General features: G+C 40.4%; 16 protein-coding genes and 2 tRNA genes. 11 read left to right on the top strand and 7 right to left on the bottom strand.

Translation table 11 applies throughout. The features are described from left to right. Nucleotides 1-407 precede the first annotated feature (407 nt). From MED121_RS18625 to MED121_RS23890, 3 genes are all read left to right on the top strand, one after another. Nucleotides 408-905 carry a DUF1203 domain-containing protein gene (locus MED121_RS18625; RefSeq protein WP_116371670.1) on the top strand — a complete coding sequence of 166 codons (498 nt, stop codon included), beginning with the start codon at nt 408-410 and terminating at the stop codon, nt 903-905. 402 nt (nt 906-1,307) lie between these two features. Continuing rightward, entirely contained in the window at nt 1,308-1,496 is a 189-nt protein-coding gene (locus MED121_RS18620; RefSeq protein WP_050764622.1) for a tyrosine-type recombinase/integrase, read from the top strand. Between the two features lie 400 nt (nt 1,497-1,896). Further along, nucleotides 1,897-2,565 (top strand): hypothetical protein, encoded by a 669-nt coding sequence (locus tag MED121_RS23890; RefSeq protein WP_009835311.1) that lies wholly within the window; start codon nt 1,897-1,899, stop codon nt 2,563-2,565. 67 nt (nt 2,566-2,632) lie between these two features. On the opposite strand, the gene MED121_RS18610 is transcribed toward MED121_RS23890, so the two are convergent. Both MED121_RS18610 and MED121_RS18605 read right to left on the bottom strand, forming a co-directional pair. Then, nucleotides 2,633-2,872: a hypothetical protein gene (locus tag MED121_RS18610; RefSeq protein WP_009835310.1), complete on the bottom strand. Its 240-nt coding sequence runs from the start codon at nt 2,870-2,872 to the stop codon at nt 2,633-2,635. Between the two features lie 96 nt (nt 2,873-2,968). Next, nucleotides 2,969-4,471, bottom strand: coding sequence for a PLP-dependent aminotransferase family protein (locus tag MED121_RS18605; protein ID WP_009835309.1), 1,503 nt, complete (start codon nt 4,469-4,471; stop codon nt 2,969-2,971). A 95-nt stretch (nt 4,472-4,566) separates the two neighbouring features. On the opposite strand from MED121_RS18605, the gene MED121_RS18600 reads away from it, so the two are divergent. Both MED121_RS18600 and MED121_RS18595 read left to right on the top strand, forming a co-directional pair. Next, entirely contained in the window at nt 4,567-5,199 is a 633-nt protein-coding gene (locus MED121_RS18600) for an NAD(P)H-dependent oxidoreductase (RefSeq protein WP_083789423.1), read from the top strand. A gap of 17 nt (nt 5,200-5,216) precedes the next feature. Continuing rightward, nucleotides 5,217-5,906, top strand: a complete 690-nt coding sequence (locus tag MED121_RS18595) for a DJ-1/PfpI family protein (RefSeq protein WP_050764621.1) — start codon at nt 5,217-5,219, stop codon at nt 5,904-5,906. Nucleotides 5,907-6,261: 355 nt separating this feature from the next. On the opposite strand, the gene MED121_RS18590 is transcribed toward MED121_RS18595, so the two are convergent. The 3 genes from MED121_RS18590 to MED121_RS18580 form a co-directional block, all read right to left on the bottom strand. Then, nucleotides 6,262-6,346: transfer RNA gene (locus MED121_RS18590), tRNA-Leu, on the bottom strand. Between the two features lie 125 nt (nt 6,347-6,471). Further along, nucleotides 6,472-7,701, bottom strand: a complete 1,230-nt coding sequence (locus tag MED121_RS18585) for an HDOD domain-containing protein (RefSeq protein ID WP_009835303.1) — start codon at nt 7,699-7,701, stop codon at nt 6,472-6,474. Nucleotides 7,702-7,716: 15 nt separating this feature from the next. Further along, entirely contained in the window at nt 7,717-8,631 is a 915-nt protein-coding gene (locus tag MED121_RS18580; RefSeq protein WP_009835302.1) for an HDOD domain-containing protein, read from the bottom strand. A gap of 222 nt (nt 8,632-8,853) precedes the next feature. On the opposite strand from MED121_RS18580, the gene MED121_RS18575 reads away from it, so the two are divergent. Beyond that, nucleotides 8,854-8,929 (top strand) — tRNA-Ala (locus tag MED121_RS18575). 94 nt (nt 8,930-9,023) lie between these two features. On the opposite strand, the gene MED121_RS18570 is transcribed toward MED121_RS18575, so the two are convergent. After that, complete coding sequence (locus tag MED121_RS18570; protein ID WP_009835301.1) at nt 9,024-9,518, bottom strand: hypothetical protein; 495 nt, start codon at nt 9,516-9,518, stop codon at nt 9,024-9,026. A gap of 175 nt (nt 9,519-9,693) precedes the next feature. Here MED121_RS18570 and MED121_RS18565 point away from each other — a divergent pair, with 175 nt between their 5' ends. Together MED121_RS18565 and MED121_RS23885 are read left to right on the top strand one after the other, a co-directional pair. After that, nucleotides 9,694-10,374, top strand: a complete 681-nt coding sequence (locus MED121_RS18565) for a response regulator transcription factor (protein WP_009835300.1) — start codon at nt 9,694-9,696, stop codon at nt 10,372-10,374. Further along, entirely contained in the window at nt 10,352-11,812 is a 1,461-nt protein-coding gene (locus tag MED121_RS23885; RefSeq protein WP_009835299.1) for an ATP-binding protein, read from the top strand. Before MED121_RS18565 ends, MED121_RS23885 begins: the two co-directional genes overlap by 23 nt. Before the next feature lie 130 nt (nt 11,813-11,942). On the opposite strand, the gene MED121_RS18555 is transcribed toward MED121_RS23885, so the two are convergent. Continuing rightward, nucleotides 11,943-12,404, bottom strand: a complete 462-nt coding sequence (locus MED121_RS18555) for a YHS domain-containing (seleno)protein (protein ID WP_009835298.1) — start codon at nt 12,402-12,404, stop codon at nt 11,943-11,945. A 440-nt stretch (nt 12,405-12,844) separates the two neighbouring features. Between MED121_RS18555 and recC the strand changes: the two genes are divergently transcribed. Genes recC through recD form a run of 3 tightly spaced genes read left to right on the top strand, consistent with a single transcriptional unit; the run spans nt 12,845 to nt 22,008 of the window. Further along, nucleotides 12,845-16,258: an exodeoxyribonuclease V subunit gamma gene (gene recC, locus MED121_RS18550; protein WP_009835297.1), complete on the top strand. Its 3,414-nt coding sequence runs from the start codon at nt 12,845-12,847 to the stop codon at nt 16,256-16,258. Next, nucleotides 16,248-20,015: an exodeoxyribonuclease V subunit beta gene (recB, locus tag MED121_RS18545; protein ID WP_009835296.1), complete on the top strand. Its 3,768-nt coding sequence runs from the start codon at nt 16,248-16,250 to the stop codon at nt 20,013-20,015. Before recC ends, recB begins: the two co-directional genes overlap by 11 nt. After that, the gene (gene recD, locus MED121_RS18540; RefSeq protein WP_009835295.1) at nt 20,002-22,008 is read left to right on the top strand and encodes an exodeoxyribonuclease V subunit alpha; all 2,007 of its coding nucleotides are present in this window, start codon (nt 20,002-20,004) and stop codon (nt 22,006-22,008) included. The genes recB and recD overlap by 14 nt, the downstream gene beginning before the upstream one ends. The last annotated feature ends 163 nt before the right edge of the window (nt 22,009-22,171 follow it).

The raw sequence follows: 22,171 nt of genomic DNA, 5'->3' as shown, positions 1-22,171 counted from the left end.
TTGCCAGTTCTGGCTTATCTGATTTTTATATAATTTACACTTTGGTTATTTCTAATTAATGACTTCTAAGTCTTTTATCCTATTTAGAATATGAGCTTGCTGTAACTTACCTCTTAAACGCGTTTCTACCCAATACTGTCTTGCTGTGCTGGATAAGCAATTACAAAGGTCAAAATGCAGCTATGACATTACACATTAAGCATGTTTTTTTTGGTTTTATCCTTTTCTTCTAAGTGTTTTTATCTGCCATTCTAGAAATGAAAAACAATATTCGGATGTTTTCCTTAGACTATTGACGCTCTAATTATCACTTATCAATAGCAGGTAAATTGCTCGTGCTATTCAACTTTTCCATTTTAACTTTATTAGTTTGAATTTAAGTAAATAAGTCGTGATTAAGGATGAATATGAAATATCAAATAACACCAATGAGATCTGAGTTTTTAGATAAAGTGAGAGGTAAGGGGCTGGATGATCAAAACCAAGCTGTAGAGCTAATAACCGCTTCTGGTGGTGAGCCATGTAGAGATGTTTTGAGAAGAGCAAAAGAAGGTGAAAAGCTTATATTAGCCAGTTATTGTCCCTTTCATATCCCTGGGCCTTATCGAGAATATGGGCCTGTTTTTGTGCTTGCAAACCCAAGTGATGAGTATGTTGATTATTCTTGTTTACCTTTAGCGTCTGATGATGAATCTTCTATGGATTCTGTTTATTTAAATAACCAATTTGTACTAAAGGCTTATTCTTCTAGTGGAAGAATTTTAGATGCTAAATTGTCATTAGTTGAAAGTGCTGAATCTGATCTTAAAGATTATTTATCTAATAAAGAGGTGAATTTTGTAATGGCTAGATTTGCTGCATATGGCTGTTATGCTCTTTGTGTAAAAAGGGCTGTAGATTGTTAGAAGAGTTTCTAATAAATGGAGCATAGCGTTGCAATAAGTTCTGCCATAATTAAATGATGGTATTCTCAACACGAAAAAATGGTACCAGTGGGCGAACGGTTCACCTGCCTAAAACAAAAAATGGTAACCCACGTACCGTGCCACTATCCACTATCCACTATCCACTATCCACTATCCACTATCCACTATCCACTATCCACTATCCACTATCCACTATCCACTATCCACTATCCACTATCCACTATCCACTATCCACTATCCACTATCCACTATCCACTATCCACTATCCACTATCCACTATCCACTACCGCAGTAAAAGTGCTTAGAGGCCTGCAAGGGGTAGAAGACTGCAAGCGCAAAATCTTTGGGCTTAAGTCCGATAGTCTCGATGTGAATTTTAGAATGATCAGAAACAAATGCCTATTAGATGATTTGCACTTTCATGACTCAAGGCGTGAAGCGCTAACAAGATTAGCCACTAAGGTAGATGTGCTTAACCTAGCCAAGATATCAGGGCATAAAGATTTACGGATATTGCAGAGAGTTTATTACGCGCCAGATATGGCTGATGTGGCTTTGATGTTGGATTGAAAACAAAGCTCATCTAGGTAGCTATCTTCTTATTATAATAGGATTTCTATTTATAATAGTGAGTTCTTTTAGGATCTTGAATCCTCATAGAGTCAGGTTTAATATGAGTTAATTGTTGAGATGCTGAATTGCACCTTGGCAGTAAAGGGTCAACTGCTGCCGCTAAGAAGCCGCTTTTGAATAAAAGCGGCTTTTTTGAATAACAAATTTAAGGAATGAAATTGAAAGTATTTATTAGTTGGTCAGGTGAGAGAGCCATAAAGTAGCTTTAGCTTTAAGGGAGTGGCTACCATCGGTCATTCAGTCTATTACACCATATGTATCATCCGAAGATATTGATAAAGGAACTCGATGGGCATCAGATATTGCAGGGGAACTAGATGAATCATCGTTTGGAATATTGTGTGTCACCAAAGATAATCTTAATGCTCCATGGCTAAACTTTGAAGCAGGGGCTTTAGGAAAGAGCGTAGACAAAAGTAGAGTTTGCCCTTTTCTATTTCGGATTAAAAGAAGTGAAGTGTCTGGGCCTATTCTACAATTTCAGTCGACCATATTAGAAAAAGAAGATCTTTTTAAACTTCTTAAATCAATCAATGATGCTTGCGATCAAGATAAGATTGAAGAGTCTAGACTGGAAAAAGGGTTTAATGTTTGGTGGCCTTCTTTAGTGCAGGAACTAGAAGAAATACCTACTTCTAAAATAGAAAAGTTAGGTCAAGTTGGGCCTGAAAGTCCAACGGAAAAAATGCTAGAAGAGATATTGCTGCTATCTAGAAGTAACCAAATGCTATTAAGAACACCTGAAGAGTTATTACCTGCTTCTTATATAAAGAATGCTGTTGAAAAAAGAGATACTGCCCATGGGGTAAATGGATTAAGTCACTCTTCTATAGTCGACCTTATAAATGAATATCATAGTTTGCGAAATGTCATTAAAAAAAGCTTATCTTATCAAAATATTGATGGGGCTGGTGATATTGTATTTCAGCTAGATAAGTTAGGTGAGCCTATTCATTATATAGAACAAAGGCGTAGAAGGTGGCTTTCGGAGCAGGAAAAATATTAATCAATAGCATATGTATTTTCTCGATCGAACATTAAAAAAGGGGCCTAAGCCCCTTTTTTAATGCAATTTACAATTTTTGTTGAATCTTGTGGGCCTCAGCCCAACTCATCACCTCACCAGCAAGCCAACGGTAAATTGTGCTGTTTAGTGAGTCACCTACATTACGTGGTTTTGGGAATGTCTTCTTACATGCCACGCTGTACATAAGCTTATTCTTAGAAAGCCCAAGATAATTAGCTGGTTGCGCCGAATTCCAAAGCTCTTTGTTCTTTGGGGGTTTTGGCATTTGTAGTGTTTGGATAAGCATTTCTAGCTTTTCCAATAATGCTAATTCTGTTTTTTTGCGTTTCTATTTTGAGTGCGGGCGACGTGTAAATATTAGAGTGTTGAGATATTGATTTTACTAGCACTCATTCTTGCTTTGCCAATAGGCGGTCCGCAGCTTTTTGACTGAGCTAACAATTTGCTCAAGGTTATAAGGTGCGTAGCCAAAAATAACGCCGCCTCTTTGCGGTGTTTTAAAGTTGAATTGCGAGGTGGGTAGTAGTTCTATATCGACACTGGCGGCGGCTGTGATGAGTTGCTTTTGTTCTACACCTGCATTTAACCAACCGATTAAATGCAGGCCACCGTCTAAAGGTGGTAGTTCTAGAATATCTGCTAAATGCTCTTTTGCGGCGTTAACTAAGGCCTTTTGACGTTCAGAATAGAGTGATCTCATTCGTCGAATGTGCCTTGAAAAGTGGCCGTGATTAATAAAGTCGGTCAAAACTATTTGCTCTAGAGCGGGAGAGTGGCGGTCAAGCAGCCAACGAATGGTGCCAAGGGGCTCTATAAGCTGTTGAGGGACAACCATGTATCCCAATCTAAGTGCTGGGAAGAGTAATTTGCTGAAGCTGCCAATGTATATAACACGATCATCACTTGCCATTGTATGAAGGGTTGGCAGAGGGCGGCCACGATAACGATATTCACCGTTATAATCATCTTCAAGAATAATGGTGTCAGTTTCTTTGGCCCACTTTAACAAGGCTTGGCGTCTGGATTGGGATAAGGTCGTACACAAAGGAAAGTGGTTAGCGGGAGTAACATAAAGCAGCTTTGCTTCGCTTATTGTTTTTTGTAATTCATCGACATCTAAGCCGTCTTCATCTACTGGAATGGTGACTATTTTTGCACCAGCTAATTCAAACACCATGGCTGCATGGGTGTATCCTGGGTCCTCAAAGCAGACGATATCACCTGGATTGATTAACAACTTTGCCAATAGTTCTATTGCTTGTTGTGCCCCCGCGGTCACAATGACTTGTTCGGCTGTTGTGCTCACTCCCCTTGAAACACCGAGATAACTTGAAATGGCTGACCTTAAAGGTTCGTATCCGCAAGCGTGGACCCTCTCCATCCAACTGTCTGGTTTCTGGCGTAGTTTTTTGCTCATAAGTTGAGCCCATTGAGCCCGAGGAAACTCAAAATAGTTTGGGATATTTGCTCTAAAAGGGCGAGCTGTGCCTTGGCCTCCTTGTGATATATCAATCTCATGGTTCGCAAGGGCTTGATAGCGCTCAGAAAAATCTGCCTGTTTTATGGATATTGAGGACGCATCACTTTCTTGGGTTGAATCTTTTGATGGCGGTGGAAAGTTATCTGTCACTCGGGTTCCTGAACCACGCAGGGTCACAATAAAACCTTCTAAAGCCAGTTGTTCATAAGCGTTGATCACGGTATTGCGTGCAATGCCCAGCTGTTTTGCTAAATGACGGGTAGAGGGGAGTCGCTCACCCGCTCTTAAGCGCTCCTGCCAAATGGCTTCACGTATTTGATTCTCTAACTGACGAAAGAGTGCAGTAGGGTCTTGTGTGCTGACAGTTATGGATTCAAATTGAAAGCGAAGGTGCTTGCCCGTCATAAAGTGGTTCCTAAAAAATGAGGAAAGTGGGTCTTTTTGGGTAGACTACTATAATTTAAGATCATCAGCACTTACAAAATTGAAGTGCAAAAATCATGAAAACTCTCCTCCTTATTCAATCTACTCCCAGAGGTAATTGCTCTAATACTATGCCGTTAGCAGAGCACTTTATTAACGCTCTTCAAGCTAATGGTGAGCGCTGGAATATTGATAAATTAAACTTGTGGGATGTGACTCTTCCAGCCATGGACGGCGACATACTTGATGCAAAATATGCCTTTTTTCAAGGGCAAGCACTGACAGAAAATCAAGCTGCGGGTTGGTCTCAAGTTAGGCTGCATCTAGACCGTTTTCGCCGCGCTGATGTTGTTGTATTGGTGATGCCAATTTGGAACTTTGGTGTCCCTTATGTGCTTAAGCATTATATCGATGTTATTACCCAGCCGGGTCTTTGTTTTAGCTGGAGTCCAGATACCGGTTATCAATCATTATTAGACGCAAAAAAAGCCTTTTTATTGAGTTCGAGTGGTCAGGATTTTCGAGTTGGCTCGGGTAATGAACAAGATGATTTTGGCTTAACTTATATCGAGCGTTGGTTGAAAACCTATATGAATTGTGAGGTAGAAACCGTCGCTTTCGCGCCCACCATTGCTGAAGAAACTAGGGTTATAGAGGCTAAAGAGCAAGCCTATAGCCAAGCATGGAATCTCGCCCAAAGTTTTAATTAAAATATGGAGTTAGTGTAATGAAGAGCTATATACAAAAAATAAGTAACATGATTTGCCAGTCAATGCTGGTTGGTGTTTTTGTGTTATTTACGACGAGTGTCCAAGCCGCCAGTGCCAAAATTGGTGTTATCGTTTTTGATGGTGTGCTGACCAGTGATGTGACCGCGCCAATAGAAGTGTTTGGTGCTGCGAGTAAAAAAGCCTGGTTCTCTGATTATGAAGTGGTTGTTGTGTCTGCAACAAAAAATAAGACGATTAAAACCGAAGAAGGCTTAACCATTACGGCTGATAAAACAATTTATGATCCATTGACTTTAGATGTTGTTATTGTCGCCAGTGCATACAATATGAGCCCTGTGCTTAACAATGAAACCCTAATCAAGTTCGTTGAAGACCAACATGGTCAGGCTAGCTGGATGGCTAGTAACTGTTCTGGTGCCATGATATTGGCTGAGGCAGGAGTGCTAGATGGAAAGAATGCGACAACTTGGGCGGGTGGTGAAGAAGACTTTGCTGATGACTATCCAAAGGTAAAAGTACAATTTGATAAAAACTTTGTTATTGATGAGGGCGTCCTAACATCAAATGGTGGGCCGGTAAGTTATCAAGCAGCATTCGCTTTGTTAGAGCAGTTGAGCTCTGATGAGTTTTCACAAGAGATTGCTGAGCTAATACAATTTAATCGTTTAGAGACAGCATTTAAATAAACCTTTAAGCAGGTAAGGTTTGCCATCTTGCCTGCTCATTCTCCTAAGTATAAACCTCTCCAAGCTCTCTTTTACTAAAAGTTTGAATCAATAGCTAAGTTATCTCTTACTAATTGAAGCCTAAAGAAGAGTCTTCTCTTGGATAATTGCTTTTCTATTTAGCTAAAAGTGCAGGTTTAGCAGAAAATCCAGGTTTAGCAGAAAATGCAGGTTTAACAGAAAATGCAGGTAGGCTTCTTTAATGTCTGGCGGTTAAGCTTTTATCGACATTGCCTATTTTAATGATGGTATTTTCAATACGAAAAAAAGCCGCTGTTAATCTATGACTAACAGCGGCTTTATCACTTTTCAAAAGTGGTACCAGTAGGCGGACTCGAACCGCCACGCCTTTCGGCAACGGATTTTGAATCCGTCGTGTCTACCAATTCCACCACACTGGCTTGAAAACGTGTGCGTATTCTATGTGTTTTGCTATGCATGTCAACGGTTTATGTTAACTTTAGCCAATAAGTTTGTGATTTTTGATCTTGAATCTGAGTTTAAGGCGGGTTTGTTTATAATCGGGTCAGCTACAGATGTTTTTGAGGGTGCCATCTGCCCATAAGCTGGCTTCACCATATGAGCGGCTTAAAGTGAGTTTTTCTTCATTGCTAAGTTTCCCTATGTACTCCCAATTGCTTTCTTCTAGGGCAAAGGCTTTTTTAAGGCGCTTTCCTATGGGGCCTTGAAAACTTTGAACTGCATCAACAATCTCTTTGCGGATTTTTACCTTATCAAAAACCATCTGTTTCTCTAACTGTAGAATTAGGTCAATGCCTGACATCATACCAGCCATAAAATCAGCGTCTGAATTATCAGCCTTTTCTTGAATAGCAAGCGCTTCGCAGCATTTAGCACGGATAAGTAAGAAACGAAAAATTTCTTTAGGCTGAGAGGATGTGGAAGTAATTGTGAGTAGCATGGCCCATTTTTTTATCTGGCTCAGTCCTATATAGACCACGGCTTCTTTAAGGTCGGTGACTTCTCGTGTCATGCCACAAATAGGGCTGTTTAATACTCTAAGCAGTTGATAGGAAAGAGTCGGGTTTTTGCTTATCAGCTCACTCACTTTGTCGGTAGTGATACTGTCATTTTGTAATTCGCTAATGAGTTCTAATGCGCCTTCTACACCAGAAGAAATACGTTTGCCTTTAATAATATTAGGACGTTGTAAAAAGTATCCCTGAAAAAGATGAAAGCCCAGCTCTTTACAGGTTTGGTACATGGCGAGGTCTTCCACTTTTTCTGCAATCAGTGTCATCTTACGTTGTCGAAGTGCTTGAATGTGAGTTTTGTATTTAATTGGATCTGTCATCAGCACATCAATTTTTATGATTTCGACATAGGGGAATAGCGGCGCATAGCTTGGATCAAAGTGATAATCGTCTAAGGCAAAGCGATATCCAGCTTCATGCCAACGGGCAACGGCTTCAACCAAATCAGGAGTGATCTTTTGATCTTCTAAAATTTCGATATAAATGAGGTTTGGGTCAATGGGAAGGAAGGCATCTGAAAGAAGAAGGTCACGGGTGATGTTAACAAAATAGGGTTTTTGCATTTGCGCTTCAAGTTCAGTAATACCGATACAAAGGTTAACTAATACTTGGCTTGTCGCATCCTCTCCGTTGATGACATTTGCCATCTCTTCGTTATTGCTTCGAAACAGCAACTCATAACCAAAGAGCTTTTGATTGGTATCAAAGATGGGTTGTTGGGCCATCATTAGGTCACTTAGAGCCGCTGGAAGTGAAGACATAATACACCTTTAACCCTATTCTGATTGCACCTTTGGAGAACGATTAATTATGGTACTAAAAATCTCATTCTGCTGTTTTTTGCTTGCAGATAAACTAATTAGACTTGCCCAACGCTTAATTAATTCTAGACCAACCATAATAATTGCTTCACGTATGTCTGTTATTTTACGAGGCAGACCGCTAATAGGGTTATTTAAAATTCGTAAAAGTTGGTAACTTAGATAAGGGTTATCACTAATTAATTGGGTGACTTTATCGAGACTGGCAGACTCTGAGCTGAGCTCCCCTAGAATAAGCTTGGCGCTTTTCATCTCTGCACTAGCGCCTTTTTTTTCTATTTGTTCAAGTGCTTTAAAATAGTCTCCTTGAAAATGTGTTGCACCAAGCTTCTTACATATCTCATGGGCTTTTTGACTATCGATCTTACGCACTATGATGGGCATTTTGCTGGCTTTTAATCTATCAAGGCGCTGTTTATTTTCAATTAGCTTGGTTGCATCCATCTTTACCATATGGATATAAGGTAAGATGTGACGATAATCGATATCAAAACGATAGCCGCTTAAAATAAATTTATAGCCATTATTCCGCCACTTTTTTAATGCATTGACAGAAGACCTTGTGATGGCTGTATTGCCTGGTAGCTCAATATAAATAAGCTTTGGATCAATTGGAAAAATGATGTCTGACATTAAAATGGCGCTAGTAAGCTTGATGGAAAGAGGGGCTTGGAACTCTTCTTTTAATTCGCTTACGCCCAGACAAATACTGATTAACCTTTGATTGATTGCATCTTTTGAGCCTTCAATGCTTGGTGTGCCACGTTTGCGTTGGAAAAAAAGTTCTATATGCGCAGTATTACCTTCCTCATCGATAACGGGCTGTTGAGCTATCATCAATTTTGTTAAAGGGTGTGGCTGGGCAACCATCGACTTTCCTTCTTGGTCTTTGTTTAATTGAATATACTATTGAGTATAAACAGCTTCTATTCACAAGTTGGATTAACACCTGTCTAGTAAGGATAGTGGAAGGCTTTGCTTCCTCTAAGTATAGTTTAGCTTACTAATTGTTTTTATTGTGTAATAAACATTATTCTTAATACAAATTTTATTGACACTGCTTTTTATCCTACATAAAATGCAAAGCGTTTTGGGGCCTTAGCTCAGCTGGGAGAGCGCAACGCTGGCAGCGTTGAGGTCAGGAGTTCGATCCTCCTAGGCTCCACCAAAATTTAATTATTTGGGCTTTGTTTTAGCTTAGATAACAAAAAAGCCTCATGACCAAAATAGTCTGAGGTTTTTTTGTTTCTGCAGACGCTATTTTAGGGGAGTAGTTGCATTAATCCCAATTGAACAAGTTGTTGCTTTTGTTCATCATTCAAACTGTTATTTACTTTTGCAATAAAAACATGGCTTTTAACGATATAATCTAAATCAAGTTTTAAGTTTGCCTCGTCCCAATTGAGCTGGTCAGCTAAGCTTTTATGTTTGTTTGGGTGTGCAATGCACATTTTAACCCACTCTTCTTCAAACGCCGTATTGTATGTTTGCCACTCTTTAATTAGGGTTTCTTGATTAGAGCTTAAATTAAACTCTGCTAAGCTGCTTAACCAATCCTTTTTGTTATCTTCTAATTCTTTTTTATCTTCATAAAAACTGTAATCATCCATCTCTTCGTAGAAATAAGCATCATTCATATCATCTGCTCGACAAGACGCTTCGATGCTAGTCAGAGTATTTGTTTGATTGGCAACTTGTGCATAAACAAAAGGTGTTGTGATAATGCCGCAGAGGCTTAATAGTGCGATTTTTCTCATTTTAATCTCCAATTTACTTGATTTTATTCGCCCTGAATAAATTCATCATGGACGATGGGATTAAGCTTATGTTGATTAGTCCTACCAAAGGTTTGCCGGAAAATTAACTTTTGGTAATGATAAAAAAGCACAGGCCTTGGTATCCTGTAACAGAGTTTATAAAGGGGTGATTCGCGTGAAAGTACTAGTGGTAGAAGATGATAAAGAGGTTGCCCAGTTTATCGGGTCTAGTTTGCAGCAAATAGGCTATGTCGTAGATAGGTGTGAAGATGGTAAGCAGGGCTTATTGCAAGCAAGTGTAGAAACCTATGATGCCATTATTTTGGATCGAATGCTGCCAGGCCTCGATGGTCTTAATCTGCTTAAAACACTAAGGGCAACAGGGTCAAATGTTCCTATTCTTTTGCTCAGTGCCATGGCGGATGTCAGTCACAGGGTGGAGGGGTTACAAGCGGGTGCGGATGACTACCTTACCAAACCTTTTGCATTCTCTGAATTACATGCTCGTCTTGAGGTTATGTTTCGACGAAATACTCATGAAAGTGGTGAGCAAACGTCTTTGCATTGTGCTGATCTAAGCTTGAATTTACTCACACAAGAAGCGAAACGAGCAGAAACGCTTATATCATTACAGCCTCGTGAATATCGCCTATTAGAATATTTATTAAGAAATCAGGATAGAGTTGTCACACGTACCATGCTACTTGAATCCGTATGGGACTATCACTTTGATCCGCAAACCAATGTCATTGATGTACATATTTCAAGACTTAGAAATAAAATTGATAAACCTTTTTCTCAGGTATTGATCCACACAATAAGGGGAAGAGGCTATGTTATTAAATCGGGCCTTTAATCTCGTTAAAAGTTCCAGCTTTCGCTTTTCTTTGACTGTGATGGGGGCTTTATGGCTAACCTTTTCCTTAATTCTTTTTACCCTCTACCAAATTGTTAAAACTAGCCTTTGGGATAATGTAGATATCTTATTCGAGCAGCAAGAAGCGCAGGTGGTGGCGCTTTTTGAGGATGATAATAGTTTTGAAAGTCTTCCTGCTTTGCGCAAAAAGTTGAATGAAATCGGAGATCAAGTAGGCGTTGAGATTGAACTAACAATATTAAACCCAATCCAAGACTTGGCATCGATAGCAGAAATTGAAGCCCAGGATGAAGAGGTGGAAGATTTCAATGAATGTGCGGCCGAATTTGAATATTGGCTAGAAGAGTTAGAAATTGAGGATGCTTATTTTGACTCAGAAAGCGGTGACTTTATGCTGGATGAGGACTCTGATTGGGAAGAATATGACATACAAGAATCAGATGAATTTCGTATTGCCCAATTAGCTTTAAATGACGGTAATTACGTGACCTTATCTTATAATCTTGGTTACTTAAAAGAGGTTGATGATGCCCTTTATCAAGCATTGATGATAGGACTGATATTGAGCTTTATTGTACTGCTAATTGGCACCTTGATATTAACGAGACGAACTATCACTCGGTTGAGCGTCATAAATCAGACTTGTGACATCATTATTCAAGGGCAGTTAGAAGAACGAATCCCATTGAGTGATCGTCATGATGATTATGATCATATGGCTAAAAATATTAATAGTATGCTAGATAGAATTGCCAGTTTAATGCAGGGCGTTCAGGAAGTTTCAGATAACATTGCACATGATATGCGAACTCCACTTACCAGGTTACATAATCGATTAGAGCAATTCTCAACAGATTCTAATGAGGCCCAACAGGAAAGCTTCAAAGAAGCGGTTATTCAAGATACAAACCGAATATTAAACCTATTTAACGCTTTGTTAAATATAGGGAAATTAGAAAAGAGTACGCTAGATATCCCGAAAACTAATATTAATTTAGGACAGCTTTTAACTGATGTGGCTGAAATGTATGAGCCCTTAGCGCAAGAGAAAGGGATGTCAGTGCAATTAGATATATTGGATTTTAATGTACTGGCTAATCCTGATTTAGTATTCCAAGCATTTTCTAACTTGTTTGATAACGCGATTAAATACAGTGAAGCTAACACGACGATAAAGCTGTCTTGTCGTGATGGGCTGGTTGTATTGCAAGATTCTGGAAAAGGCATCGAGCTTGATGATTATGACAAGGTGTTCCGTCGTATGTATCGTTTAGAACGACACAGAGGCAGTGAGGGTCATGGCTTAGGGCTGACTCAAGTTAAAGCGATTTTTAACTTCCATCACTGGGATATTCAGCTTGCAAATGCACATCCTGGATTAAAAATCATGGTACAGACTCAAGCTAACGCTGATTAGAGTGTTTGTTAATTGGAACAAGAAGCAGGTGAGCGCTTTTTGTTCCAATCATAGGGACGTTAGTCACTTAATTTCTAGTGTTTTCAATGTCCTCTAAGAGCTCATTCTAGGTGTCTATTTTTATGACTGTTTATATTTTATTTAGAATGACTTGCCAGGCTTTATCCGCTTCCAATTGGTAACTTTGCCAATCGCCTTTTAACCAGCGCTGCCTGCCTCGCTCGGCATAAAAGAGATGTAATTTGTCACCAAAAAACTCCCAAACACGGCCATCTGTATTGATGAGCCCCTCTCCTAGGCTTAATGCATTAGCACAATGGCCATTATAACGGGGAGCATATCGGCGAGGATCTTGAGCAAATTTGTCTGCAGAGGCTTGGCTAGCAAAACGCCACTGGGCACCTTGCCAATTGACGACAAACTGTTTGTCGCCAAGTGGGGTTGGAGCGCTAGCTACTAAGCCCTCATTGTAATAGCCCAAACTATCGTGTTCACCTATTGCGATATTATTCCAAAAGCTGGTGCTGACAGGCTCGTTTGCCAAAATTAATTGGCTTGTAAATAACAGCATACTGATTAACAAGGCTTTCATATTAAGTGTCCTAGGTTGAGCCTATTATTCAAAGGCATGAGGCCTAGAGTCATTATTCCCTATTAAGTTCAACATTTACTCTTGAATTAAGGACGCTGCGAATAAGTCCTCCTGCCTCAGCGTGTGGATAAAATGCCTAAGATTTAAGGCGAGAGTCGCAACTTTTTCGCAGGTTCCTTAAGACTAATGTCTTACCTCTTGAGTCTTCCTATTTCTCAATTTAAGTTTTAGTTTTAAATCTCCATTTTAAAAGTCGCATTCGCTTTTGGCCTTTAGTGTCAAAGTCATCCCCAAGACTTTGGCACTTTTTTTATCGACTCAGCCACCTTTTTTTTAGATAAACATACTCTTTCACGCTAATTTCCTTTTCTTTGTTTAACCCTGTTATTATTTGTTTTTAATCTATTTTTTAGTTTTTTAAGTTGGGTTAGGGCAGATTTATGTTTCACCTTTATACAGGTAATCGTTTAGAAGATTTATCGACCATTTTGGCTCGTATTCTTTCTTTATCTGTGCCTGATAGTCCTTTTGCTCAAGAGCAAATTCTGGTGCAAAGCCCAGGCATGGCCCAATGGTTAAAGATGCAATTAGCAAAAGAGCAGGGGATTGCAGCAGGTTATGAATTTCCTTTGCCCTCAACCTTTGTGTGGCGCTGCTTTGGCCAAGCACTAAATGATATTCCTGCTCAAAGTGAATTTAACAAGCCTTATCTCGTATGGCGCTTAATGCGCTTATTAGATCAAAGGTTAGAGGATGAGGCTTTTCAGCAATTGGCTTGGTATCTCGCTGAAGATGACAGCCAACTCAGGCGTTTTCAGCTTTGTTCTAGTATTGCGGATATTTACGACCAATATTTAGTCTATCGCCCCGATTGGATTAGTGCCTGGGAAGCAGGCGAGCTCGCCCGTGACTTACCAGAAAGTAAGGCGCAGGATCAAGCATGGCAGTCTCTTTTATGGCGCGACCTTGTTGCTGATGTGGCCTTGCATGGACAATCCTTGTATCACAGAGCTAATTTACTTGAGGCTTTAGAAGATGCTACACGCTCTCGAAAAAGGCCCCCTGGGATACCAGGAAAAGTGTATATTTTTGGTGTGTCCGCACTGCCACCAAATACACTTCAATCTTTGCGTTTATTAGCAGAGAGCGGCTGGATAGAAATGCACTTATTTTTGCAAAACCCCTGTCAGTATTATTGGGGGGATATTGTTGATAAAAACTATCTTGGAAGGGTGCTGCATAAACAAGCAAATAAACCTGGTTTAAATCAAGATACTTTGCATCTTGATGCCAACCCGCTGTTGGCATCTTGGGGACGACTTGGTCGAGACTATATTGGTGAACTACAGGCCTTCGCCAGCCAGCAAATTGAAGTGTTTGAGCCTTATTGTACTACTTCAGATGACACTGCCCAATCTGATTCAGCTACCCCCCCGAGTTTATTAAATCGAATTCAGCAGGATATTTTAGAACTGAATAATCACGGGGCTCTTGAAGAGCGAAGTCTCGGTCACACTAATTCTCAGTACAAATATCCCTTGTCTGAAATCGATGACAGTGTCTCTATTCAAGTGTGTCACAGTGCTTTAAGGGAGGTCGAAGTGCTGCATGACAAGCTATTGTCATTGTTTGAACAAAACCCAGAATTAACCCCTAAAGATGTGATTGTCATGCTGCCTGATGTCAATCAATATAGCCCTTTTGTTCAGGCCGTATTTGGACAAGCAGCGCATCATCAATTTATTCCTTTTTCTCTCATAGACCAAGCGGCGGGAATGGAAAACCCCGTGGTCGATGCTTATGTCACCTTACTGAGTTTGGCGGATAGCCGTTTTACCTTATCAGAATTAGTCAGTGTGCTAGAAGTACCGTCAGTGTTAAATCGCTTTGATATTCAAGTTCATCAGCTCGATAGGATTCGTCAATGGTGTAGTGATGCTGGTATTCGGTGGGGATTGGATGAATCCACAGCACGTGAATTAGATTTGCCTTCTCAATCCCACAATACTTGGCAAAATGGCCTAGATCGTATGTTGCTTGGTTATGCCATGGGCAATGATGTCATTTGGCAGTCATTATTAAGTTATGGTGAGGTTGAGGGGCTAGAGGCTGAATTAGCAGGTAAATTAGCGGCTTTCTTAGATGCGGTTAGAGAAACACAAGCATCACTCTTAATCGATAAAACGCCAGAAGATTGGGTCAGTTTCTTGTATCAGTTAAGTGATCGTTTTTTTAGCTTAGAAGAAGATGATGCTTTCCCAAGCTTATTAAGTAAGCACATGGAAGATATTTGTACTGAATGGCTGCATGGCGAATTTGAACAAAGTATTGATGTTAATGTGTTAAAGCTGTTGTTGATTCCTCGCTTACAAGAAGCGCAAGGCAGTCAGCGTTTTCTAGCGGGCAAGGTCAATTTTTGTACCTTGATGCCCATGCGTTCTGTCCCGTTTAAAGTTATTTGTTTATTAGGTCTAAATGAAGGCGCGTATCCAAGATCCATGGTGCCTATGGGGTTTGACCTTATGGTAGGCAACTATCGAAGTGGTGATCGCAGTCGCAGAGAAGATGATAAATACCTTTTTTTAGAAGCGTTAATGTCTACTCGAGAGCATTTATACATAAGTTATGTGGGTCGAAGTGTTAAAGATAACAGTGAATTAAATCCTTCTATATTAGTTAGCGAATTGATTGATTATATCGGGCAAAGTTGTGTACTCGAAAAAGACATGGCATTGACAGTAGAAGAAGGCCAGATCTCGCTGATGTCCCATATTGTTCAACAGCATAAATTACAAGCCTTTCACCCAGCGTATTATGTTCAAGGAGACCTTGGAGATGAAAGGAGTAATACCTTATTACATAGTTATGATGCTTCTTGGGTGAATGCGGTTAATGTCTCTAAACAAGAAGCGGATACCATTAAGCTGCCTTTATTGGCGGCTATGCAGGATCAACAGCAGGTATTAGAGCTAGATCATCTGATACGTTTCTTCCTGCATCCGGCCCGCTACTTTATGCAACATAGGTTAAAGGCCTATTTAAAATTACAAGATATTGAAGAAAATGAAGACGAGCCTTTTAATCTGGATGCTTTGACTCGTTATCAATTAAAAGAAGCCTTGTTAGTTGCGATACAAGAGCAAAACCTCGATACCTTTATTGCCAAATTGAAACTATCAGGTAAATACCCTTATGGGGCGTTTGGCGATATAGAAGTCAATGAGCTTGTCGGTCAAAGCAAGATTATGGCGGCAGGTTTAGCGGATTACCCCAAAACGAATTTAGCAGCCACGAATATCGATATTCAGCTTGATGACGGTAGGCTACAAACCTGGATACAGCTGAATGCTAGCCAGTTACACCTTATGTATCATTTAGGCCCCTTAAGTGCAGGTAAGAAGATGACCGCATGGTTATCTCATTTGGCACTTTGTGCGCAAGGGGAGGCGGTTGAAACCCATATCTTAAGTTTTAAAAATGCTAAATCTAAGCAGCTAGTCACCCATGTACTAGACAGTATGAGCCAAGCTAAAGCAAAAGATTATTTGAGTGAATATTTGGCTCTCTTTAGGTTAGGGGATCGCCAACCACTGGTGAGTCCTGCTCGAACTGCCGATGCTTGGTGTTCGGCTTACTTAAGTGATAAAAATCAAGATAAGGAAGAAGAAGCGGCATGGCAAATGGCGCTAAAAACCTATCAGGATGACTTCAATGATTTTGCTGATGGTCGAGATCCCTATTGGCAAAGGTTTTTTGCCGATCTCTCCTTACATCAAACGGTATTTGTTGAGTATGTTAAGGCGATCTGGTTGCCAGTAAACGAATCATTGAAGGTGAAAACCGATGAGCAATAATAACTTGCTAGAGGCTGTTCATGCTCTTGATGCATTAGATTTTCCTTTGTTTGGTAAGCGTTTAATTGAAGCCAGTGCTGGCACAGGTAAAACCTATACCATTGCCAATTTATACCTTAGATTATTATTGCCAATTGATTCAAAAAGCGGTTTTGAGCGAGCGTTAACAGTAGATGAAATACTGGTTGTTACCTTTACCGAGGCCGCAACGGCAGAATTGAAAGCGCGTATTCGAAATCGTATTCGAGAAGCAAGAAAGGCGTTATTACTTGGACAAACAAAAGATCCGTTTTTATCCCAATTATTAGCTTCAATGACAGAGGCAGAAATTGCCTTAGGGGTTGAGCGTTTACTCTATGCTGAAAAGCAAATGGATGAAGCGGCTATTTTTACCATTCATGGTTTTTGCCAAAGAATGCTGAGTCAAAATGCGTTTGAAAGCCGTATGTTATTTCAGCAAGAAATCGAAACCGATGAACAAGCCCCGCTTGCTATGGCCATTAAAGATGTATGGCGATCGAATATTTACCCCATGACATCGGACATTGCTGCTTTAGTAAAGCCTATTTGGCCAACGCCAGAAGCCTTGCAAAAAGAGCTTAGTTTATTGCAAAACCAACCAGATGCCATTATTCAAGATGCCATAAGTGGCGAGATAAAAACCGAAGCGTTTGATTTAAGTGCTTTGATGTCCAAGGCCCAAGAAAGTATTAAAAAGGTAAAATCCGTTTGGCTTGAGCAGGCGGCTAACATCCTAGATGCGTTAACCAATAGCGGAATAAAAGGGACTTTTTGGGGTAAAAGACAAGCTGGAATTCCTGACATAATATTAGATTGGGCCCAATCTGACACAATCAGCTTGCCGCCTGAACTCAAAAAGTTTAATGCAAGAGAGCATTCTCATCAGCTTAAGAAAAATGGCGCCCAGCCTAATCATTCATTTTTTGAGTTAGTGGCAAACCTCATTGATTCATATCCAAGTGTTGAAAAGATAAAAGCGCCTTTGATGGCAAGTCTTTGGCAGCAAACACAAGTCAGATTACTTAATTGGAAACAGCAAACGCAAAAGCTGACCTTTACAGATTTATTAACGAACTTAGATCAGGCACTTGCAATACAAGCGCAAGATGAAACTGCCGATAATGCGCTCGCCAAACGTATAAGACAGCTTTATCCCCTTGCCATGATTGATGAGTTTCAAGATACAGATCCAGTGCAGTATCGTATTTTTAGCCAAATTTATCAGCCTGCTAGCCAAGCAAATAATCGCTTAGGGCTAATTATGATTGGTGACCCAAAGCAAGCCATTTATGCTTTTCGTGGGGCCGATATTTACACTTATTTGGCGGCTAAAAAGGAAGTGGATGCCATCTATTCTTTAGCGACAAACTATCGTTCATCAGCCGCCATGATTCAGTCTGTTAATGCACTATTTTCTACTCAAGGGAACCCATTCTTGGTGGAAGGAATTCCTTTTGTAAAAGTGGAAGATAGGCAGACTCAAGGTCAATTTTATCGAAAAGGTAAGTTGCAAGCGGCGATGCAATTTATGGTGGCAGAAGATGGCTTTAGTGATGATGCTGTGCTGTCGAGTGCTCAGTATCAGATACAGATGGCGCAATTAAGTGCTGAGCATATTTGTCAGACCTTAATTCAAGCACAAGAAGGCGAGGCTTTAATTTCATCGAATCCGGTACGTTCAGGGGATATTGCTGTCTTGGTTTCTGGCTATCGTCAGGCGCAATTGATGAAGGCTGCCCTAAGTGCTCGAGGGGTTGCCAGTGTTTATTTGAGTGATAGAGGCTCGGTTTTTGCCAGTAATGAAGCCAGAGAGCTCTTGCTTATTTTGAACGCTATATTAAGCCAAGGTAAAGAATCTGCTATTCGCTCGGCTCTTGCTACCCATTTACTGGGTTGGCAAGTGGATGAATTAGATACTCTTAATCAAGATGATGTTTTATACGAAGATTGGGTAGAGCGTTTTAAAACCTATTTTGATATCTGGCACAAAGATGGTGTATTGCCAATGATTAGGGCGTTAATTCAAGCCCTTTCGTTAGCCCCCAAACTCTTGGCTGGCATGCAGGGAGAGCGGCGATTAACCGATTTATTACACCTAGGGGAAAAGTTACAACAAAAAGCCAAAGAGTTTGAATCGAAAGAAGGTCTTGTTCGTTATTTGGCGCTTGCTATCCAAACCCCTAATGGTGATTCAGATGAGCAGAAAATACGCTTAGAAAGTGATGATGAATTGGTACGTATTATCACGATTCACAAGAGTAAAGGGCTTGAATACCCCCTTGTTTATTTACCCTTCGCATTCACGCCCTTTAGAATTAATGGCAAATATGCTCTGTATCACGATGATACTCATCAGTTGAATTACGCCCCTGTACCGGATGAAGATCAGCTTAATCAGCATGAAAAAGAGCTCTATGCAGGGGAGGTGAGGCTTGCCTACGTGGCCCTTACCCGCGCTAGAGAGGCGTGCTTTATTGGCTGCGCTCAAGTGGGTAAGGCTGCTACCAAAACAAAAGAAGCCGAACTTAACTTGCATTTAAGTGGCGTCGGCTCTTTGCTTTGTGAGGGTAAAGCGGTTGCTCTTGGAGAATTAGAGTCCAAATTGAAAGGCTTTCTTCAAGCTTATGATAATGAGCAAATGGCTTTAACGCTTCTCGCCTCAGAACAGAGTTTACTCACCTTAAATGCATTCTCAGTGGCTGATGAAGACGATGAAAATGAGGTAAAAGCGCAACACTTTAGTGGCCATATCGAACGTGATTGGTGGGTCGGTAGTTATTCATCTTTGGTGGTTGAACAAGCAGAATTAGCCAGTGAGCAAGAAAAAGAGCACTCAGAGCCAGGTCTGGATGAATCTGTCACAGTATCCAGTGAAATATTAGAGCAAGCCTCAGCGCTGGACGAGGCGGTATTAACGGATCTTGACAATGAAGAGCCTAGTTGTTTTACCTTTCCAAAAGGGGCGAAACCTGGCACCTTTTTACATGATTTACTTGAAGGTAATGCCTTGCTTGGTGAGTTAGATAAGGTCAGTTTTGCTGACTTATTAAAAACACAATATCAAGCTAAGATGACAGAGTATTTTATTAATCAAGGCTATGAAGAATGGCAAACTGTATTGTTTGCGTGGTTAGAAGATATTTTAAAAACGCCCCTTTACCCGGGTTTAAATTTATTAGGGTTAACTTCGGATAAATGTTTTAAAGAGATGGAGTTCTTTTTGCCTGTCGCAGGCTTTAATGCTCGCCAACTTGACCAAATCGCCAGACAATATGATGCGGTTTCCTTGAAAGCGCCTGCCATTCAAGAGCGCCCTTTAAAGGGCATGTTAAAGGGCTTTATTGATCTCTTATTTGAGCATGAAGGTAAATATTTCGTCTTGGATTATAAGTCTAATCATATCGGTATGAGCTATGACGATTACCAGGCTCACCATATGGCTGAGGCCATTGCTGAACATAGGTATGATTTACAGTATCAACTATACACTCTCGCTCTGCACCGACTTTTGAAGCAGCGTTTACCAAATTACGATTATGATGAGCATGTGGGTGGCGTGTGTTATTTATTTTTAAGGGGAATGCGCCCGTCTAAAGTGGGTGATGAATCTTCTAATCAAAAGCTGATGAATGAAACCGGTGTTTTTAAAACTCGCTTAAGCAAAGAGCATGTACAAGCCCTTGATGACATGTTTAATCAAACTCGACAGGAGGTTCCGCAAATTGAACTCTTCTAATGCCGCGCCCTTAATAGTTAACGATCCCTTATTAATGATTGAACAAGAAGCCAAGCAATCTTTTTTTGAAAAAATTGCTCATTGGCCCTCATTAGGTCTCATTCGACAGCTCGATTTACATACCTGCCTGAGATTGGCTGGGCATTGTCATGAACAAAGGTCTGAGGTGTTGCTTGCCGCTTTAGTGACGAGTTTTTATTTAGGTCAAGGACATTCTTGTTTACCCCTTAAGCGCTTATTTGATTCGCCGTTTGCCAATGTGACTCAATCTCAATGGCAAAGCGCTTTGCACTCTTTAGATGTCTTTTCTTTGGATCAACTTATGTGTGCATTAAAGGCATCTCCCTTGGTTCAGCTTGTTGAATCTAAACCTCTAATCCCAAAACATGTAACCACTTTGAGTAAGCCATTTGTGCTTGACGGTGAGCGTCTTTATTTGGCGCGTTATTATGCTTTTGAAACTCAGGTGATTGAGTATATTCAAAAAGCCCAGTCTCATGCTTCGTATGCTTTTGACGGGGCTTGGTTAACTCAGCTTTTCCCTTCTGGAGAGACTGCATTAAATGAGTTTGATTGGCAAAAAATTGCGGTCGCCAATGCTGCTTTACAAAGCTTTTCTGTGATTAGTGGCGGCCCGGGTACTGGTAAAACCACCACAGTTACAAAACTATTAGTGCTATTGGCAAGGCAAGCGCAAGCGCTGTCTCAAGGTTTGACTATCGAGCTGGCTGCACCGACTGGTAAAGCGGCTGCACGTTTAACGCAATCTATTATTCAGGCCAAGGATAAGCTACGTAAAAGCACTGACTTTAATGATGCGGTATTTGATCTAATACCAGAGCAAGCCTCTACATTACATCGTCTTTTAGGCAGTGAATATGGGCGATCAGGCTTTAAACACAATGCTAAAAACCCTTTACACCTTGATGTGCTGCTGGTGGATGAAGCCTCTATGGTTGATTTACCTATGATGGCTAAGCTGTTAGCGGCTTTACCACCTAATGCAAGGTTAATTTTATTAGGTGATAAGGACCAATTAGCCTCTGTTGAAGCCGGCAGTGTTCTGGCGGATCTGACTTATGGTATAGAGCCTATTCAGTTCTCTGAAACTTGGGCGAAGCGCTTAGGTCAGTTAACGCAAACAGATTTTACTGATTTAATTCAGCATGATGAAAACCATGCTGTTTCTATACGACAAAGTTTATCTCTATTGGTGAAGAGTTATCGCTTTGATCAAAATAGTGGCATTGGGCATTTAGCGAGTGCTGTGAATCTAGGTGACGCTGCGCAAAGTTTGTCTATTCTCAATCAAAGCGGCGATCAATACCCAGACTTGGCTTGGCAAAAATTGGATCAAGTTGAGAAGGGGTTAGACATTGCGGCATTAGCTAAGGGCTATGATAAGTATTGGTTAGGGGTTAAAGGCGTTTTACACGATGGCGCCTCTATTCAGTCTTTATTCCAACTATTTTCAAATTATCAAATCTTATGTGCCGTTCGAAGTGGTGACTATGGTGTGGAGTCGCTTAATCATCAGTTACAAGAGCATTTTTATAAAAGAGGTCGAATGCTTAACCCTCAAGGCTGGTATGCGGGGAAAGCCATCATTATTACCCGTAATGATGCGAATTTAGGGCTTTTTAACGGTGACATTGGTATTTGTTTACCTGATGAGCAAGATAAAGAGCGTATGAGAGTTTGGTTTGAATTACCCGATGGCAGCTTTAAAGCTTATTTACCCAGTCGGCTAAGTGAAAATGAAGCCGTCTTTGTGATGACTGTTCATAAATCTCAAGGTTCTGAATTTCAACACGTCGAGCTTGTATTGCCCCCTTATGAAAGCCCTGTTATGACGAAAGAGTTAATTTACACTGGTATTACCCGTGCAAAATCGCATTTTAGTTTGTGGGCTTCTGTAGATGTCATTAAAACTGGCATTCAAACCCGTGTTGCTAGGCATTCGGGTCTCATTGATAAGTTATGGTGTCATTAAATCGTCATCAATGATGGTCATAAAAAGGTTATCTTATAGGGACTTGATTATAAGATTAAAACCCCAATATTCAGTATTTATAGCTAACCCTAAGCTGAGCAATTTTTGATTATCAAGTTTTGTGTTAGGGTAGGCGCACATTTGTCGTGACTGAGTAGGAATA

Origin of the sequence: Marinomonas sp. MED121, assembly GCF_000153025.1 — a bacterium.
Taxonomy (GTDB): domain Bacteria; phylum Pseudomonadota; class Gammaproteobacteria; order Pseudomonadales; family Marinomonadaceae; genus Marinomonas.
This window is presented reverse-complemented; position numbering and strand designations above follow the sequence as displayed.

Coding starts and splice junctions, on each gene's coding strand:
- MED121_RS18625 (WP_116371670.1), top strand. CDS start 408: ATGAAATATCAAATAACACCAATGAGATCTGAGTTTTTAGATAAAGTG.
- MED121_RS18620 (WP_050764622.1), top strand. CDS start 1,308: ATGATCAGAAACAAATGCCTATTAGATGATTTGCACTTTCATGACTCA.
- MED121_RS18610 (WP_009835310.1), bottom strand. CDS start 2,872: ATGCTTATCCAAACACTACAAATGCCAAAACCCCCAAAGAACAAAGAG.
- MED121_RS18605 (WP_009835309.1), bottom strand. CDS start 4,471: ATGACGGGCAAGCACCTTCGCTTTCAATTTGAATCCATAACTGTCAGC.
- MED121_RS18600 (WP_083789423.1), top strand. CDS start 4,567: ATGAAAACTCTCCTCCTTATTCAATCTACTCCCAGAGGTAATTGCTCT.
- MED121_RS18595 (WP_050764621.1), top strand. CDS start 5,217: ATGAAGAGCTATATACAAAAAATAAGTAACATGATTTGCCAGTCAATG.
- MED121_RS18585 (WP_009835303.1), bottom strand. CDS start 7,701: ATGTCTTCACTTCCAGCGGCTCTAAGTGACCTAATGATGGCCCAACAA.
- MED121_RS18580 (WP_009835302.1), bottom strand. CDS start 8,631: ATGGTTGCCCAGCCACACCCTTTAACAAAATTGATGATAGCTCAACAG.
- MED121_RS18570 (WP_009835301.1), bottom strand. CDS start 9,518: ATGAGAAAAATCGCACTATTAAGCCTCTGCGGCATTATCACAACACCT.
- MED121_RS23885 (WP_009835299.1), top strand. CDS start 10,352: ATGTTATTAAATCGGGCCTTTAATCTCGTTAAAAGTTCCAGCTTTCGC.
- MED121_RS18555 (WP_009835298.1), bottom strand. CDS start 12,404: ATGAAAGCCTTGTTAATCAGTATGCTGTTATTTACAAGCCAATTAATT.
- recC (WP_009835297.1), top strand. CDS start 12,845: ATGTTTCACCTTTATACAGGTAATCGTTTAGAAGATTTATCGACCATT.
- recB (WP_009835296.1), top strand. CDS start 16,248: ATGAGCAATAATAACTTGCTAGAGGCTGTTCATGCTCTTGATGCATTA.